This is a genomic window from Lysinibacillus sp. NPDC097279 (genome assembly GCF_044761745.1).
Taxonomy (GTDB): domain Bacteria; phylum Bacillota; class Bacilli; order Bacillales_A; family Planococcaceae; genus Lysinibacillus.
On the sequence record NZ_JBIWDA010000001.1, the window covers coordinates 1,769,224 to 1,785,087 of the forward strand.

Below are 15,864 nucleotides of genomic sequence, written 5' to 3' on the forward strand. Positions count from 1 at the left end.
ACGTGGCGCTTTCCATTATTAATATTAATGTCAATGTTTCTAGCACATCGACAAGGTTTTTCAATGTTTTAGCTACCCCACTAGAAATTACAGATGGTACAACGCTTGCTGCAACAACTTTTTTAACTGACAGCGGTACTGCAGCAACTGCTTTCCCAATCATCATTAATGGGTACTATAATTTATATATCAATGGTGTGCTGCAGGAAGGTGACGCCTATTCAATTTCCTCAACAGAACTAACATTTAACATAGTTACCGCTTCTATTGCTGCTGGAACTCCAATAATTATTGAAGCTGTTGAATTATCGACTATTATTTAATCGATTGTAGATTTTGGGCATGCTTATTTTGCGGTTAAATGCGGTAATAAAGTGTGAAATAGGATTATTAGCGCAAGGACGCTTTAAAACATATTTTAAAGCGTCCTTACAACTTCTCACTTATCCTATTTGTTTTCTTAATTCATAAATTTTTTTAGCGTAGGCTAGTGCATGTGGTCCATCTCCATGTATACATAATGTTTGCGCCGAAATCTTAATTTTCTTTTGTTGCACTGACATCACTTCATTCGAAGTCAAAATATTTTTGACATGAACAAGCATCTCTTCCTCTGTTTGAATTAATGCATTGGCTTCTTCTCGACTTACTAACGTACCGTCTTCATTGTAATTGCGATCTGAAAAAACTTCCTCGTATACGGTTAAACCCTTTTCCTTTGCAATTTTCACCATTTCGCTACCAGCTAAACAATATAAAACATAAGTTGGATTTAGATCATATACTGCATTGACAATGGCTGTTGCTTTTTCTATATTATTAGCACTTTGATTATAGAGCGCTCCATGTGGCTTCACATGATGAAGTGTTCCTTTTTCCACTGAAACAAATGCTTGTAATGCTCCTACTTGATAAACGATCATATTATATATTTCCTCTGCACTAAAATCCATATTCCGTCGGCCAAATCCTTGAAGATCAGGATATCCTGGATGAGCTCCAATAAGCACGTTTTTTCGGATGGCATTTCGTACAGTGTTATGCATAATTGTATGATTCCCTGCATGATAGCCACAGGCAATATTGATTGACGTCACATAGTCTAAAATTTTTTCATCATTGTCTAGTGTGAAAGCATCAACACTTTCCCCCATATCACAATTAATATCAATTGGCATATCTATTCCTCCATTAATGCAAATCTTATTGTGTTAAACATGCGCATTTGGGCAACTTTATGTAAATCATCTTCATGAATTGTTGCAATGATTGGATAGCCGCCAACCGTCTGGGCATCTGCCATTAAAACAATTGGCTCACCACTTTGTGGCACTTGAATTGTCCCATATTGAGTCGCTTCGGACAGAATATCTTTTCTGCTTATCAAATCTAGGACATTCCCTTTTAAATAGTAGCCCATACGATTTCCGCCAGTAAATTGATACGGACTATTTAAAAAATGTTGCTTGCTGTCGTCTGTAAATAATTCAAAATGTGGGCCTTTAAAAATTCTTACTGTAATAGCAGAATGAAATCTAGGACGATAAGATGCATAGAGCCCTCTCGTATAATGTAATGGCTCTACATTGTGTCCATATAACACATTGTCGTCACTAAGTTGATTGCCTACCATTGGTAAGGAAGACATACTGCCAAGAATGGGCTTTGTTTGAAATCCGCCTTTAGGTGTGAGATAGACGATAGAGCCCTCTTTGACACTTTTAATGGATAAAATATCTCCTTTTACTAATCGAAAGGTTTTCCACATTTCCACAGGGCTACCATTCAATAAACAATGACAGGTTGCACCAGTCAATACATACGTGGCCTCATGTAACGCTTGAAATTCAAAGCCCCCTATAAACATTTCAAATGACGTTTGGTTTTGCACATTAGTTAAAATTTGTTGGGCTAATTGAAAGGATACTTTGTCCATCGGTCCCGAAAGTGGGATACCATAGGCACGATAGTGGAATCTCCCTTGGTCTTGCAGGCTACCATAGACCCCTTGTTTTTTTATCATAAGAAGTGGCTTCATTTGCTACACTCCTCTATTTTTTATTTCTAAAAACTGTTGTTTTGTAATTTCGTAAAATTGTACTTGATCTCCGAGAGTAAAGATAAACGTATCTTCCCTATAAATATCAAATAAATTGACTGGCGTCTTGCCGATAATATTCCATCCTCCTGGTGAATCAAGCGGGTAAATTCCTGTTTGTGCCCCTCCAATCCCTACAGAACTTGCAGAGACAAACGGTCGTGGTTTGGTTAACCTCGGTACAAATAATTGACTATTTAAATCACCTAAATAAGGAAAGCCTGGTAAAAAGCCGATTAAATAGACACTATATACTTTCGACATATGCAATTTTTTTATGTCTTGAAACGATAAACCCGTATATTCCATCACACGCTGCATATCCAAAGCAAATTCCTCATCATAGCAAATTGGAATCTGTAAATGTCGACTAGTTTCCTCATCTACAGGAGCGTTACGTTGCATGAATAGCCATTGTTCTTGTAAAAAGCCAACATCAATTTTGCGTTTCACATATACAGTCACCGTATGATAGCTAGCGACACTTTCAATAAGGTTGTTATGTAGTATTTTTTTTAGAAAGCGATTAAACTTTTGGACAATCTGAAAATTTTCTTGTGAGATTACTTCATTAAATGCAAAACGAATCGTGTATTGACTAATCCACATCGTATGAGGAAACTCAATAATTTGTTTCACGAATGGTTTCCTCGATACAAAGCTTAATGCTCGCTAGTAAATCTTGCATATTCCACCCTGGTATTTTGCCATGCTGAATCGCCAATTCAAAAGACGCAGGAATATGAATAAAGCCAGCACGAATTCCGTTGTGTTGCTTAGCATAAACGAGCCCTTCGTACATGATATTATTGCATAGATACGTACCTGCAGTATTTGAAATTTCTGCTGGATAGCCTTCTTTATTTAATCGGTCTACTATACTGCGAATAGGTAAATTTGTTAGATAGGCATCTTGCCCACCAGCAGCAATGCTTTCATCTACAGGTGTATAGCCATTATTATCAGGCTCGCCATCTTTTACATTAATTGCAATGCGCTCTGGTGTTATTTTAAAACGCCCTCCAGCTAATCCCAATGAAATAATGATTTCAGGCTTTATATCCGCAATATATTGTTTCAACTGCTGTGCGGATTGCTGAAAATCTACGGATAGCGTACGTCCTACAATTTCATAGCCTTCCATCAAACTTCCGTTTAAATATTCAACAATTTGCATAGTGGGATTAATTTTATAATCTAAAAATGGTACAAATCCAGTTAATAATATTTTTGTCATTTTCATCACCTAAATTTCTATTGAACGTAGCTTTAGTGCCCATCCATTTTTATTTTGTTTTTTTACTTTAGTAGATATGGCTTCTTGTTGTAGAGAAATTTTCTTTTTAATTCTAACAAACAACGGCAACAAATACTCTTCATGCTATGAAATAATTTTATTTTTCTAAATTTTCTTCTTATCTATTAAATTATCGATTGCTCATTTTATTCATATCCAAATTGAAGCCGCAAATTGTAAAATTCCATAAATAAAAGAGTATGACACAAGTCATACTCTCAGATTTTAGACAAAAGAATTCTATAGATTAAAGTAATAAATGATAGTTCACCAATTTTTGTTTATCCAAGCTTCTTTAGGAACTTGTTGCTTATAAGAAGTCACTACTACATCTCCAGCTTTATCAAGTACTAAAGTAGTTTGAGTTGGTGAATGATAAAGAATTTTCGCTCCCGTATTTAACATATTTTGTTCCATACGCCATTGCGGATGCAAAATGCCTCTCAGTAATACCTCTTTGAGCAGCTCTTTCAGCTGCATGCTTAGATACTTTCTTTACAGCCTGTTTTCCTACCTATTTGACAACTAATCTTATTACGACCCCAATAACAATAGGTACAAAAGGAAGAGCCCTTGCTTGAATTTGAGATTTTACCGAATCATTGTCAGAACCTTCATTATCATCCGAATCATCCAGAAATATCGCCCAATCAAAACCTTCAACACCCTCATGGTAATCAACTATGTAATCATCTTCATCAAAAACTTCTTCATCATTAGCATAACTTACAGTTGTCCCAATAGTAGCAAATAAAAGAGTAAAAACCATAAAATGAACAATTACTTTTTTCATTTAGCCAAATACATAGTAGAAGGTTGAAATACAATATTAATATTTTTCAACTCATTTATCACTTTTTCTGTTAATTTAAGCCCTACTTCATTATGTTGTTTTTCTAAATTTTCACCTCCAACAATTAAGCTATCAGAATCCCATTTTACCCAAACACCATAATCATTTATCCATGATCTTAGCTGTATCTTTAAAGAAGGAGGAATTTCCATTTTATCCATATCCAAGTTAAAGCCACAAACCTTACACCATAACGGATCAGAACCAAAATCTGCTTCCACTTTTATTTGCACAAGTTCTTTACAATTACATAATGAATCCATAAATAACTCCACTCCTGAAATTTTTACGTTAATTAAAGAGTATGACGCAGGTCATACTCTTTAGTTATATATTCATTTATAGTAAAAAATGTTGAAAACAAGAGCACTAACGAAAGCGCTATTATTTTAAATGGGCAGTCGCCTGTTTCATGACGTATTTCCCCACTCCAATATAAATAGCAACTGTTGCTCCGATCAATACGAATGTCATTGCTAACCGCTCCTTTTCTTATAAATAGTATGCTAAAGCAACGAATGCCGTAGCGTGAATTAACTGATTTTGAAAATCATTCTCATTAATATAATATAAATTTCGCCTTATTTCGTCAAGACATACTTTCATCTTACCCTTTTAACATGGTAAGATGTAGAAAAGTCGGAAAAAGGATGCGGTAATGATGAGTAATTCGAAGTACTTTCAAACTATTTTAAACGGGACAATCCATGCATTGAAAACGATTCTCCCTATGGATATTCAAGTGAAAACACCAAGTATTATTTCAGAGCCCTTTCAACAACAGCAAATGGGTGTATTAATAGGCCTTATCGGAGATGTAAAGGGACGTGTAATCATAGATTCTTCCCCTGACATATTTAGTGGTATTGGCAGCTCTATGTTCGGCATGCCACTTGAAGGCGAAATGCTAGAGTCTTTTACTGGCGAGTTCGGAAACATGATTGCAGGTAATCTATGTACGGCAGTAGGACAAGAAAGCCTAGATATCGATATTACACCGCCAACTGTAATGGTAGGAAACACAAAATTATACGGTTTTGAAAAAGCATTTGTACTACCTGTTACGATTCCAGACGTTGGTGCATTAACAGTATTACTAACGATTGAGGAAGAAGTAATAAGAGCGTAATCTTAATTCTTTCAAACTATACATTCTATGCAATTATAGCTAGTATTTATGAATACGAAATCGTTATCTGCATAAAAAGGAGTTGGCTCTTATTTGAGTCAGCTCCTTTTGTATTTCAATAATATTTCACATTTTTTTCACACAATCCACTCGGTTGTGTGATTTTTTTCACATCAAAATGAATGGAATTTTAATATCATGACTTTAAGAAAGCCACTATGAAAGCATAGGAGGGAGTAAAAAATGGCTAACAAAAAAAAGTCAGAAGATAATCTAAAAGGTTCACTTTATGGAGTATTTGGTATTGGCTTTATCATTATTTTAATTTGGATTTATTGCTTCAATTTATTCATTGAACGCTTTTAATTTTTCAGTAAAAAGAATCATTCCGTCAACAAGATGTAAGTAATACGACAGAGGAAGGACGACAGAGAGATGCATATACATAAATACGAGAAATATTGGCTTGTATTTGGAGTTGCTACTTTAGTTGCATTTCTTATTATTCTTGGGATTGGGGCGTTTCATCAAGGCTCTCATCCAAACAGTAATAAGAAAACCATTGATTATGAAAAAGTGAAGGAAATTGCACCGTTTACGAATCCAGGTGTACACAAGGTAGAAGGTAAGGATTGGGATTACGAAGTAGTCATTTTAGCATCTGCTTTCTTTTACAATCCACCCGAAATTGAAGTACCTCTTGGTTCAAAGGTAAAATTTATTGCGACAAGTGAAGACGTTATTCACGGATTTGAAATCGCAGGTACAAATATTAACATGATGCTTGAACCTGGCTATATATCTGAATACGTAGCAGAAATCAATCAAGCTGGAGAATTTTTAATTGTATGTAATGAATACTGCGGTACAGGACATACGCTTATGCATTCTATGCTAAAGGTGGTGGATCCAAATGAGTCTAAATAGTAATTTGACAAAAGTGGATCGTCGTGATGCGAAACTAGCACTTGCCCATATTTATGTGGCATTTATCGCATTATTATTAGGTGGTCTAGCTGGTTTATTACAAGTTTTTGTACGGTCAGGACAATTCACATTGCCTGCTGGTATTGGCTATTATCAAGTGTTAACTGTTCACGGCGTATTACTCGGTCTTATTTTAACAACATTCTTTATTTTCGGTTTCCAAATCGCTGGGGTTAGTCGTACATCTGGCACACTTTCAGATAAACAGCGCTTACTCGGCTGGATTGGTTTTTGGTTAATGACTATCGGTACAGCTGCCGCTGCAGTGATGGTGCTATTAAATAAGGCAACTGTTCTCTATACTTTTTACGCACCACTGCAAGCACATTGGATTTTCTATCTCGGCTTAACACTCGTAGTAGTCGGCTCTTGGATTGGTGCGGCAGGACAAATTTTACGTTACGTTCAGTGGCGTAAAGAACATAAAGGCCAAACGTCTCCCCTATTATCTTTTATGGTAGTAGTCAATAATTTACTTTGGTTCGTGGCCTCTTTAGGTGTAGCGGTGTCGGTTTTATGCCAACTGTTACCATGGTCTCTAGGTCTCATTGAACGTGTTGATGTGTTACTTTCTCGAACATTATTCTGGTATTTCGGTCACGCACTCGTTTATTTCTGGTTATTACCTGCCTATATGGTATGGTATGTTGTTATTCCAAAAGTCATTGGCGGGAAGGTTTTCTCTGACTCATTAGCTCGCTTATCTTTCATGCTATTTTTAATCTTCTCTGTACCCGTTGGTTTACATCACCAATTAACAGAGCCAGGTATTGATACAACATGGAAATTCATTCAAGTTGTGTTAACAATGGCAGTTGTTGTCCCTTCTTTAATGACTGCATTCTCCCTATTTGCCACGTTTGAACTACGTGGTCGTGAACTTGGTGGGAAAGGTATTTTTGGCTGGTTTAAAAAATTACCGTGGAAAGATGCACGCTTCATAGTTCCGTTCATCGGAATGCTATCATTCATCCCTGGTGGTGCAGGCGGTATTGTCAATGCATCTTATCAAATGAACCAACTCATCCATAATACAATTTGGGTTACTGGACACTTCCATTTGACATTTGCTAGTGCAGTAGTGTTAACATACTTCGGTGCAGCGTTCTGGTTAATACCTCATTTAACTGGTCGTACACTAACGAAGTCGTTAAATTCACTTGGTATTGTTTCGGGTGTTTTATGGGGCGTCGGCATGACCATTATGTCGGGAGCAATGCATATTGCAGGATTAATCGGTGCTCCTCGTCGCTCTGACTACTCAGAGTATGGCGGTGCTCAGCAAGCATATGATTGGATTCCATATCAAATTGCTCAAGCTGTTGGCGGTACTATTTTATTCATTGCGATTTTAGTCATTACGTACATCGTAATAAAACTAGTTTGGTTTGCGCCAAAAGGTGAAGAGGAATTCCCTATTGGCCCAATCCATGAAAGCAGTGGTCCAACACCACCAATCCTTGAAAACTTTAAAGTATGGCTCGTTATTTTAGTCGCATTAATCATTTTTGCATACACAATTCCAATCTTTGATATTATCTCGAACTCACCAGCTGGCTCAAAAGGCTTTAAGCTGTGGTAAATGGTTTTTTTCAAAGCAACGAGCGATTTCTCATTGTAGAGAAATCGCTTGTTTTTTTGGAACGTTTTTTTAGATTTATCTTTATAAATATTTGTTTCACTAAAGCTATGTTAGCGGAATAAGAAGTTTCGTTTCTAAATAAAGCGATATTTACGTGAAAATTGCGTGATCACCAAAATACTCGTTAAACCAACAATGAAATACCATATTGTATTAAAAGGAACTATATACATTAGTAAACCAAATAAAATAGCTGTTAAAAAACTAACTGTAATTGATTGTACATTCGTAATTTTATCTTGAATTAAATAATATAAAGTGAATGGTAGTGCTAAAGTAAATAACGGAATATAAATTGTTACAATAGATGTTTCCATAAGAGATATTGAAAGCACAGCAATTATGAAGCCTATTGACGTAGTAAGCGTTCTCCCCACAAATACTTTACCAGTAAAATAGCCGTATAGCAGAATAAACATAAGTGTTAAACTGGAACAAATGCCCATTATCAAAACAAATGAATGACCTATGAAGAAAGCTGCTATTGAGAAAAAAACGAAAGAAACGAATGGCAACAACAATATGGAAGGATGCTGAACTCCTTCTATATTTATGACATTTGTAAAACCTACAAGAAGTATTAAAGTAAATGGAACCGCCAAAAACCCTAATTCAAAGTGTTTACCTAGAATAATATGACTAACCTCGAGGTGTCCAAATATTAAGATTACAAGTGACGCACTGATTTGACCATGCAACCCTAAAGTGCTTGATAATTTAAAAGCATGAGTAAGCTTATTCGTAATTACAATTAAAACAACACCAATAAATAAAGCAAAATATAACAAATTTCCCCCTCCTAAAATAATTTTTTCAGATTTAAATTCCCTAATTCCAAATTATACATTATTTTTAAAAAACAGGAGCTAATACTAAGGTAATTTGAATTTCATTAATAAACATCAAAAGGATGTATCACCTACTCAAAGAATTCTCCTATTACCAAAATTGGAAAAAATATCTTATTTAAATTAAGAACGAATTTTATGGGATAAAGTTACATTTACAATGGTAAGTAAAAAGATGTTACCAAACGACGAGTTAGGAATGTTATACTTAATCAAAAAGTAAATTAATGTTATAAAATATAAAGTTTTGGAGGTATTTAAATGAGCTTTTGTTCATTTATAGCAACAAATTTTGAAATGCCTGAAATAGAGTCCAAAGCAAAGTATATTACGGTCAAAGAAGCTATTGAATTAGAAATAAAACCGCATGAATTGGTACCTTGGGAGAAGATGGATCCGAATACCCAAGTATTGTTTGTTGAAAATAAAGAGGATTTAAATGAGTTAGTCATTAATAAAGACTGTTACTATAATGTAAGTGCATATACTGGATATCCATTTATATATGAAGTAAATTTTAGCTATTCAGAATTAAGAGTAAAGCAATTATTGGATTACTTAAAAGACAATATTAGCGAAGGACAGATAATAGAACTATGGCGAGTATGGATCGGTCATGATGATAATGAACTAAATATACCGTATAGTAGGTTTAATCCTAACGAATTATCTCTCAATCATCTGTTACAAATGTACAATTGGAACAATGAAACCTATAAAGAACAATATTGTATAGTATTAGAAAAATAAAATGGTTGTTGTGGAAGCAACGTTTCCCGATTGTAGCTTTTCTATTTGTTGGGCAATCTTAGAAAGAGCTACACTATCCTTTAGTTTAAGGGCAAGCGAAGCTCTTTTAAAATTTCTTAATACTTTAGTTAATTTGCCTTTTAAGCAGGTTAACAGGTTAAGCATCTAAGCGTCATTTGCTTTGCCAGTTACCTTAAAGAGTGTTATTTTTTAGTAATCAAATGACTACACGCCGCTTTCAAAAAATAAAAGTATATAATAAACTGCTCATTGACACTCGGCTACATGACATTATGCTCACCATCTTAAACACATTTGAGCACTGATTCTTTTCACAACGCCCAATTGTTGAAAATCAGATTACCTTGTATTTGGGACGTTATGAAGTTTATTTATGTATTCGTTATAAATCCTTGCTGCACTAATATGACGTGTTACTATCTCTTTTCAACAAATAACAAAATTAGCGTTGCCAATGGACCTAATACAAGTGAAAGTAAGAACCAATTTAACCCCGTTCTATTTTTCCCTTGTGCAAGTGCAGCATTTATCAATGCCAATGTACCCCAACCTACGAAATATTGGTTATCCATCCTCTGTCCCCCCTTTTACATTTAACTATACTACAATGTTAGATGAAAAAAGCTCCCAAAGAATCGTCTCGTTACATTTACAAAAGCATGTTATTCAATAATCTAACCCTCTAATGAAAACGAGCGCTAATCCCTATTATAGAATCGCGCCGATTGTTGAAAAATCCTGTTATTATAATTTTTGTTACAGTTCATAAACAAAGGGAAATTTGCGATCTACAAATTATTTCTTTTTTATTTTCCCTTCCACTTTACTTTGGTTTTCAGCAACCCTAAATTTTACTATTTGACTAATTAAACCATAAGGGATGGGTTTTCCAATTGGGAATTGAACTGCACCTTTAGAGATTTTATATCCCGATAATTCATGCTGAAAATTAGTAATCCCGCTTGAAGTTGGGTAGAAGCCTATATGGTTTTTGTAAGCAGCAAAATGCACCAGATTTCCGTTTAATACAAAAGTAGGCATTCTGTAACTTATTTTTTCCTCGGCATTTGGTGCTGATTCCTTTATAACCTTTCTTATTGTTTTTAATATTTCTTGAATCTCTTGAGGATATTGTAAAATATATTCATCAATTGATTTAGGAATGTTTTGTTCCATAATAAGCCTCCTTGTAAATTTAAGTATTTAAAGGATTTTAAACCTCTTTAATAATAAAGTAAATATTCTTTATCTATTTCTCACCCTCCCCAATTTTAAGCATCTTCTGTTGCATGAACCTCAACTTCTCCAATGCAGTTTATTTTAAGTACAAACATCCACCATCTTTAAGATGTTATCATGCGATATTGACTAATAGATACCAATACTATTTTCACTATTAAAATTCTGATATTTTAGATAAAAATACATCTATTGTAACTGTTAATCAAAATTCAGAATTGTTAGAATATTATTAATTACCAAGAATACACTTAAAACCTAATTTCTTTCAGGAGGGATACAAATGGAGCAAAAGTTACATTTAATTCCGTTTCAAGTGAATGAAGTGTTCGAAGTGGTCGAAGTGGTGCCAGAAGGTATTGAACTTATTGCAGCACCAAAAGTTTGGGAGAAATCTAAAGGGAAGGGGATTACTGTTGCGATATTGGACACAGGCTGCGACGTCACCCATCCTGATTTGAGTGGGCGTATTATCGGTGGGTGGAATTTCACTCATGATGATGATGGACAACCTGACCGATACATCGATTATAATGGCCATGGAACCCATGTAGCTGGCACAATTGCTGCAATTAATAACTACACAGGAGTAGTTGGTGTTGCACCTGAGGCAAGTTTATTGATTTTAAAAGTGCTTGATAAAAATGGATCAGGGCAATACGACTGGATCATAAATGGTATTAACTATGCAGTTGAACAAAGGGTGGATATCATCTCCATGAGCCTCGGAGGTTCTATCGATGTACCTGAGTTACACCAAGCTATTCAAAACGCAATCACTAATCAAATACTAGTCGTTTGTGCTGCTGGTAATGAGGGAGATGGACAGAGTTCTTCAAATGAATTGGCCTATCCTGCCTGCTACAATGAAGTCATCAGCGTCGGTTCCATTAACCTGCAACGCAGATCTTCTTATTTTTCAAATTCGAATAATGAAGTCGACTTAGTTGCCCCTGGTGAAGAAATCCTTTCAACGTATTTAAACGGAACTTATGCAAAACTAAGCGGAACTTCGATGGCAACACCGCATATATCTGGTGCACTTGCACTCATAAAAGAGAATGCCAACAGAAACTTTGAGCGAAATCTGACAGAGGCTGAGCTGTATGCACAATTAATAAAAAGAACGATTCCTTTAGGAAACTCGCCAAAACTCGAAGGCAACGGAATGCTGTACTTAACTACAGAGGAGTACTTATCGGATGTCTTCAACCAAAAATTATCTGGACAGGCGTTGAAAATATAATGGAAAAACTAGATTTGCTATACTGTGAATGGGAAACGGCCAAGTCAGACTTTTTAAACTATCAGGAAAATCGACCCTATTATGACGAAAAGAAAGATAAGGAAGTCAGAAATCAATACTATCATAGCATTTCATTCACGAATACTACTCTTTTAGACAGCCTTCACACATTGCTCAAAAAAACACATACAGATCAGTTAAACTACAGCCCGCACCGTTATGTGTACCCTTGGGTTGATTTACAGGAAAACGGTTCATTAAAGAGTCTTTATTCTGGAAAAAGGATGGATCCCCTTTCTGTCATAGAGGAGGACGTTCGGCTCCACGAAATGCAGACGAAAGGGTTAATAAGCATCTTATCGGATAATCTATTTAACTGTGAACATGTAGTGCCTCAATCATGGTTCGATAAAAAAGAACCGATGAGAGGAGACTTGCATCATTTATTCGCCTGCAATCCTACCTGCAATAGCAGTCGCAGCAACTACCCTTATTACGATTTCCATGATTATATCCCTGAAGGTTTCATTTTAGGAATCAAAGATGGCTGCGGCAAAGCTGAAGAAAGTAAATTCGAACCAGAATACGGCAAAGGAATCGTTGCTAGAGCAACACTCTATTTCCTAATTCGCTATCCAAACATAATAAAAAAAGAACTGGAGAATATCTCCCTATTGTTAAAATGGCATCAATCTTTTCCAGTATCTATCTATGAAAAGCATCGCAACCTAGCTATCCATGAACTTCAAGGCAATCGGAATCCATTTATTGATTTTCCAGGGATTGCAGAATGTATCGAAACAAATTAAACAACACTAATTCCCTTATAATCGTACAAAAGAATTAGTGTTCGCTTTTTTAATATGAAACGCCAATAAAGGTATAATTTCTACATGTAGTAGGTTGAGATATTAAGGGTGATTGGACATCTTTTATTCCAAAAATTCGTTTCAAACGAAAATAAAGGAGATGGTTCCAATGACAGTTTATGAGTCTATAACGCTCATGTTTAGTTTCGCTACACTTATTGTAACGATTCTTGCGTTGTCATTTACTTTTTCAAAAAAAAAGTAAATCACCCTCTATATCTTACAGGATAGGGTGATTTACTAGCGCCAATCGCCTTTAATGTAATCATCTAAAACCGAACTATCTCATTACCTTTAATAGAAACTACCGCTGGTCTCTTTTGGTGTATTTTTTACATATTTTATAAATCTTCAAGGATATGTTGCCAACCTAACCTTATTGTAAACTCTAAAATATTTAAACCTGAGATAAAATTAGTAACATGAATAAACGTCTCTTCTGTGTCAAAAGTTGCTCTTTCGGGTTGTTCGATACACCTTTGTGCAATTTGACGTAAGCATTGTTCATTATTTAAATTAAGGAAAATTAGTTGATGGTTTGCATTACCTCTGATGCAATATCCAAAAACCATTTTCGCTGTTGTTGAGTATTACCTGGAAAATCCATGATTACATCTGTACCAACACTTAATATGTTTTGGACATGCTTTTTCATCATCGGCTTGAGTTGCCCTGAGAATTTAAGGTTGCACATATAAAGAATACAGATGAAACATGTAATTACTTTAAATCTTGACTTGTAATTTTAGTAGCGTTATATTTGCTTACACAATTCCAACCTTCGAAATTGTTTCGAATTCACTAGCTAGCTCAAAATGCTTTAAGCTTTGGTAACGCAACAAGCGATTTCTCATTGTAGAGAAATCGCTTGTTTTTTTATAGCTGATAAAGCTTCGTATATTTTTCTTGTAAGTAGTTTGCAAGATACTTGGCATTTAAGCCTTCCCCTGTCGCCTCTTGTAGTAGCTCGAACGGCTTTTTCAGTGCACCGTATTGATGTACTTTCTCTGTTAGCCACTCGCGTATTGGCAGAAGCTCCCCTTTTGCCAGTAAGTCATCAAAGTTTGGAATATCTTTATCCATCGCATGCTTCCATTGCGCTGCATAAATCATCCCTAAAGCGTAGGATGGGAAGTAACCAAACATGCCTCCTGCCCAATGCACGTCTTGTAAAACACCCTTCGCATCGTTGTCAGGTCGGATGCCTAAATATTCTTCGTACTTTGCATTCCACACCTGTGGAAGGTCTTTTGCTTGCAGGTCTCCATTGAATAAATCACGTTCAATTTCGTAACGAATCATAATATGCAGTGGATATGTTAGCTCATCCGCTTCAATTCGAATTAACGATGGCTCCACCATATTAATGGCACGTAAAAAATCAGCTAATGGGACATCCCCAAATTGTGCTGGCGAATGCTTTTGCAGGCGCTCATAGTTTTGCTCCCAAAACTTTTCATTGCGTCCGACAAGATTTTCATAGAATAATGATTGCGATTCATGAATGCCTGTCGATGTCCCCATTGCTAATGGCGTACCTGCTAGTTTGGCATCAATATTTTGCTCATACATCGCATGCCCACATTCATGAATCGTGCCAAAGATCGCCGAACGGAAATCATGCTCATCGTATTTCGTTGTAATACGTGCATCGCCATGATTGATGCCAATCATAAATGGATGAACACTTTCATCTAAGCGACCCGCTTCAAAATCATAGCCAAGCTGTGTTAGCATTTCTAATGATAGTGCTCGTTGCGACTCTCTTGGAAATTGTTTAAATAACATCGTTGTATCTGGTTTATTTGGAGAAGCTGCGATTTTTTGTACGAGTGTCACAATCGTTTCACGTAATTCTCCAAATACTTGATCTAATACATCCGTCGTCATATCTGGTTCATAAACATCAAGTAACGTATTGTATGTAGAGCCATTTTTAATGCCCCAATATTGAATAAATTTCTTTTGCCACTCAATGATTTGCTCTAAATAAGGTAAAAATTGCGCAAAATTATTTGTTGCTTTTGCTTCTTCCCAAACGGTTTCTGCTTTCGCTTGTAAAATAACATATTCTTTATACTCATCAGCTGGAATTTTTTTATTTTGATCGTAATTTTTGCGCACTTCCTCTACTAAACGTCGTGTTACATAGTCAAGTTCTGCGTGTTGTGCCTCTAACGCCGTCAATAGTTCCCCTAATTCATCACTCGTTTGCATGTCAAACAAGGAGGCCGATAATGTGCCAACTACCTCTGAACGCTGCGCTAACCCCTTCTTTGGAGCACCCGTGCGCATATCCCAATACATCACACCTAGCGCTTCCTGATAGTGCTGCATTTTTTTCACATAGTCTGTAAACTGCTGTACAGTCATATCCAATCATCCCCCTTTTTTCACCTTATTAGTTTAGCATATTTTCGAATATTTTGTATATTTTAGACTTTTGAATTTTGAAGAAAAGCTCTCCTGAAAATTTAATGAAATCTTTGTATAATAAAAATCACCTAGAGACTACTAAAAAAGAAAGAAGGGTTTCAAATGAAATATTTCTGGTATTTTATTTTTGGAGGTTTGTTGGGATTACTACTTTCATACATTGCGACTGAAATATCACGGACAGTGGCTTTTTTAACCTTGTGCATTGTAGCGGTCATAGCCTTCTATATTAAAAAGAGTGCCAGTCACTCAAACAATTCTGGCGATTAAACAATCTAAATAAAATGCCAGTTTAGTGTTTATTGACTATCTAAGTAATAATCCACGGAGACTCCTGCGGGAACGCGCCTCCCCTAGGCAATTTCTGATTCTATCGGCGGTTCACGCAGTTCTTCCGGCGATTCCCCCACATGGGTAATAGTCTCTTATTTAAATCAAAAGAAAAGTAG

The 15,864-nt window shown here is 35.7% G+C and carries 20 protein-coding genes; 9 read left to right on the forward strand and 11 right to left on the reverse strand.

Translation table 11 applies throughout. The annotated features are described in order from the left end of the window. The first annotated feature begins 2 nt into the window (after window positions 1-2). The gene (locus tag ACIQ1H_RS08885) at window positions 3-323 is read left to right on the forward strand and encodes a DUF4183 domain-containing protein (protein ID WP_402888150.1); all 321 of its coding nucleotides are present in this window, start codon (window positions 3-5) and stop codon (window positions 321-323) included. Between the two features lie 120 nt (window positions 324-443). Here the strand turns inward: ACIQ1H_RS08885 and ACIQ1H_RS08890 are convergent, their stop codons facing one another. The 7 genes from ACIQ1H_RS08890 to ACIQ1H_RS08920 form a co-directional block, all read right to left on the reverse strand. Beyond that, window positions 444-1,178, reverse strand: coding sequence for a 5-oxoprolinase subunit PxpA (locus tag ACIQ1H_RS08890; protein WP_402888152.1), 735 nt, complete (start codon window positions 1,176-1,178; stop codon window positions 444-446). Window positions 1,179-1,180: 2 nt separating this feature from the next. Further along, entirely contained in the window at window positions 1,181-2,038 is an 858-nt protein-coding gene (locus tag ACIQ1H_RS08895) for a 5-oxoprolinase subunit C family protein (protein WP_402888153.1), read from the reverse strand. Window positions 2,039-2,041: 3 nt separating this feature from the next. Continuing rightward, a complete protein-coding gene (gene pxpB, locus ACIQ1H_RS08900; RefSeq protein WP_402888154.1) occupies window positions 2,042-2,737 on the reverse strand; it encodes a 5-oxoprolinase subunit PxpB in 696 nt (231 codons plus the stop codon). Next, window positions 2,721-3,335, reverse strand: coding sequence for a pyroglutamyl-peptidase I (locus ACIQ1H_RS08905; protein WP_402888155.1), 615 nt, complete (start codon window positions 3,333-3,335; stop codon window positions 2,721-2,723). Before ACIQ1H_RS08905 ends, pxpB begins: the two co-directional genes overlap by 17 nt. Before the next feature lie 327 nt (window positions 3,336-3,662). Further along, complete coding sequence (locus tag ACIQ1H_RS08910; RefSeq protein ID WP_402888157.1) at window positions 3,663-3,875, reverse strand: hypothetical protein; 213 nt, start codon at window positions 3,873-3,875, stop codon at window positions 3,663-3,665. A 34-nt stretch (window positions 3,876-3,909) separates the two neighbouring features. Continuing rightward, window positions 3,910-4,188, reverse strand: coding sequence for a hypothetical protein (locus ACIQ1H_RS08915; RefSeq protein WP_402888159.1), 279 nt, complete (start codon window positions 4,186-4,188; stop codon window positions 3,910-3,912). Then, window positions 4,185-4,511: a hypothetical protein gene (locus tag ACIQ1H_RS08920; RefSeq protein WP_402888160.1), complete on the reverse strand. Its 327-nt coding sequence runs from the start codon at window positions 4,509-4,511 to the stop codon at window positions 4,185-4,187. The genes ACIQ1H_RS08915 and ACIQ1H_RS08920 overlap by 4 nt, the downstream gene beginning before the upstream one ends. Before the next feature lie 398 nt (window positions 4,512-4,909). On the opposite strand from ACIQ1H_RS08920, the gene ACIQ1H_RS08925 reads away from it, so the two are divergent. From ACIQ1H_RS08925 to ACIQ1H_RS08940, 4 genes are all read left to right on the forward strand, one after another. Continuing rightward, window positions 4,910-5,377: a chemotaxis protein CheX gene (locus ACIQ1H_RS08925; RefSeq protein WP_172770987.1), complete on the forward strand. Its 468-nt coding sequence runs from the start codon at window positions 4,910-4,912 to the stop codon at window positions 5,375-5,377. Between the two features lie 243 nt (window positions 5,378-5,620). After that, window positions 5,621-5,743 carry a hypothetical protein gene (locus tag ACIQ1H_RS08930; protein ID WP_255639709.1) on the forward strand — a complete coding sequence of 41 codons (123 nt, stop codon included), beginning with the start codon at window positions 5,621-5,623 and terminating at the stop codon, window positions 5,741-5,743. 69 nt (window positions 5,744-5,812) lie between these two features. Then, window positions 5,813-6,304 (forward strand): cupredoxin domain-containing protein, encoded by a 492-nt coding sequence (locus tag ACIQ1H_RS08935; protein WP_172770986.1) that lies wholly within the window; start codon window positions 5,813-5,815, stop codon window positions 6,302-6,304. Beyond that, window positions 6,291-7,946: a b(o/a)3-type cytochrome-c oxidase subunit 1 gene (locus ACIQ1H_RS08940; RefSeq protein ID WP_402888162.1), complete on the forward strand. Its 1,656-nt coding sequence runs from the start codon at window positions 6,291-6,293 to the stop codon at window positions 7,944-7,946. The genes ACIQ1H_RS08935 and ACIQ1H_RS08940 overlap by 14 nt, the downstream gene beginning before the upstream one ends. A 134-nt stretch (window positions 7,947-8,080) precedes the next feature. Here ACIQ1H_RS08940 and ACIQ1H_RS08945 read toward each other — a convergent pair whose 3' ends face one another. After that, window positions 8,081-8,794, reverse strand: a complete 714-nt coding sequence (locus tag ACIQ1H_RS08945; protein ID WP_402888164.1) for an MraY family glycosyltransferase — start codon at window positions 8,792-8,794, stop codon at window positions 8,081-8,083. A gap of 321 nt (window positions 8,795-9,115) precedes the next feature. Here ACIQ1H_RS08945 and ACIQ1H_RS08950 point away from each other — a divergent pair, with 321 nt between their 5' ends. After that, a complete protein-coding gene (locus ACIQ1H_RS08950; protein WP_402888166.1) occupies window positions 9,116-9,604 on the forward strand; it encodes a magnesium transporter in 489 nt (162 codons plus the stop codon). 437 nt (window positions 9,605-10,041) lie between these two features. Here ACIQ1H_RS08950 and ACIQ1H_RS08955 read toward each other — a convergent pair whose 3' ends face one another. After that, window positions 10,042-10,197 carry a hypothetical protein gene (locus ACIQ1H_RS08955; RefSeq protein ID WP_402888168.1) on the reverse strand — a complete coding sequence of 52 codons (156 nt, stop codon included), beginning with the start codon at window positions 10,195-10,197 and terminating at the stop codon, window positions 10,042-10,044. Window positions 10,198-10,420: 223 nt separating this feature from the next. Beyond that, on the reverse strand, window positions 10,421-10,801 hold the full coding sequence (locus tag ACIQ1H_RS08960) for an iron chaperone (RefSeq protein WP_402888170.1): 381 nt from the start codon (window positions 10,799-10,801) through the stop codon (window positions 10,421-10,423). Between the two features lie 346 nt (window positions 10,802-11,147). Here ACIQ1H_RS08960 and ACIQ1H_RS08965 point away from each other — a divergent pair, with 346 nt between their 5' ends. The 3 genes from ACIQ1H_RS08965 to ACIQ1H_RS08975 all read left to right on the forward strand — a co-directional run bounded on the left by ACIQ1H_RS08965 (window position 11,148) and on the right by ACIQ1H_RS08975 (window position 13,184). Next, complete coding sequence (locus ACIQ1H_RS08965; RefSeq protein WP_402888172.1) at window positions 11,148-12,110, forward strand: S8 family peptidase; 963 nt, start codon at window positions 11,148-11,150, stop codon at window positions 12,108-12,110. After that, the gene (locus tag ACIQ1H_RS08970) at window positions 12,110-12,919 is read left to right on the forward strand and encodes an endonuclease I family protein (RefSeq protein WP_402888174.1); all 810 of its coding nucleotides are present in this window, start codon (window positions 12,110-12,112) and stop codon (window positions 12,917-12,919) included. The genes ACIQ1H_RS08965 and ACIQ1H_RS08970 overlap by 1 nt, the downstream gene beginning before the upstream one ends. 169 nt (window positions 12,920-13,088) lie before the next feature. Then, entirely contained in the window at window positions 13,089-13,184 is a 96-nt protein-coding gene (locus ACIQ1H_RS08975) for a putative holin-like toxin (RefSeq protein ID WP_219818977.1), read from the forward strand. Window positions 13,185-13,855: 671 nt separating this feature from the next. Here ACIQ1H_RS08975 and ACIQ1H_RS08980 read toward each other — a convergent pair. Next, entirely contained in the window at window positions 13,856-15,352 is a 1,497-nt protein-coding gene (locus ACIQ1H_RS08980; RefSeq protein WP_402888176.1) for a carboxypeptidase M32, read from the reverse strand. Window positions 15,353-15,864: the final 512 nt, after the last annotated feature.

Excerpts from the sequence above, each read along its gene's own strand:
- ACIQ1H_RS08890 (WP_402888152.1), bottom strand. The coding sequence starts at position 1,178 with ATGCCAATTGATATTAATTGTGATATGGGGGAAAGTGTTGATGCTTTC.
- ACIQ1H_RS08895 (WP_402888153.1), bottom strand. The coding sequence starts at position 2,038 with ATGAAGCCACTTCTTATGATAAAAAAACAAGGGGTCTATGGTAGCCTG.
- ACIQ1H_RS08905 (WP_402888155.1), bottom strand. The coding sequence starts at position 3,335 with ATGACAAAAATATTATTAACTGGATTTGTACCATTTTTAGATTATAAA.
- ACIQ1H_RS08910 (WP_402888157.1), bottom strand. The coding sequence starts at position 3,875 with ATGCAGCTGAAAGAGCTGCTCAAAGAGGTATTACTGAGAGGCATTTTG.
- ACIQ1H_RS08915 (WP_402888159.1), bottom strand. The coding sequence starts at position 4,188 with ATGAAAAAAGTAATTGTTCATTTTATGGTTTTTACTCTTTTATTTGCT.
- ACIQ1H_RS08920 (WP_402888160.1), bottom strand. The coding sequence starts at position 4,511 with ATGGATTCATTATGTAATTGTAAAGAACTTGTGCAAATAAAAGTGGAA.
- ACIQ1H_RS08925 (WP_172770987.1), top strand. The coding sequence starts at position 4,910 with ATGAGTAATTCGAAGTACTTTCAAACTATTTTAAACGGGACAATCCAT.
- ACIQ1H_RS08930 (WP_255639709.1), top strand. The coding sequence starts at position 5,621 with ATGGCTAACAAAAAAAAGTCAGAAGATAATCTAAAAGGTTCACTTTAT.
- ACIQ1H_RS08935 (WP_172770986.1), top strand. The coding sequence starts at position 5,813 with ATGCATATACATAAATACGAGAAATATTGGCTTGTATTTGGAGTTGCT.
- ACIQ1H_RS08940 (WP_402888162.1), top strand. The coding sequence starts at position 6,291 with ATGAGTCTAAATAGTAATTTGACAAAAGTGGATCGTCGTGATGCGAAA.
- ACIQ1H_RS08950 (WP_402888166.1), top strand. The coding sequence starts at position 9,116 with ATGAGCTTTTGTTCATTTATAGCAACAAATTTTGAAATGCCTGAAATA.
- ACIQ1H_RS08955 (WP_402888168.1), bottom strand. The coding sequence starts at position 10,197 with ATGGATAACCAATATTTCGTAGGTTGGGGTACATTGGCATTGATAAAT.
- ACIQ1H_RS08960 (WP_402888170.1), bottom strand. The coding sequence starts at position 10,801 with ATGGAACAAAACATTCCTAAATCAATTGATGAATATATTTTACAATAT.
- ACIQ1H_RS08965 (WP_402888172.1), top strand. The coding sequence starts at position 11,148 with ATGGAGCAAAAGTTACATTTAATTCCGTTTCAAGTGAATGAAGTGTTC.
- ACIQ1H_RS08970 (WP_402888174.1), top strand. The coding sequence starts at position 12,110 with ATGGAAAAACTAGATTTGCTATACTGTGAATGGGAAACGGCCAAGTCA.
- ACIQ1H_RS08975 (WP_219818977.1), top strand. The coding sequence starts at position 13,089 with ATGACAGTTTATGAGTCTATAACGCTCATGTTTAGTTTCGCTACACTT.
- ACIQ1H_RS08980 (WP_402888176.1), bottom strand. The coding sequence starts at position 15,352 with ATGACTGTACAGCAGTTTACAGACTATGTGAAAAAAATGCAGCACTAT.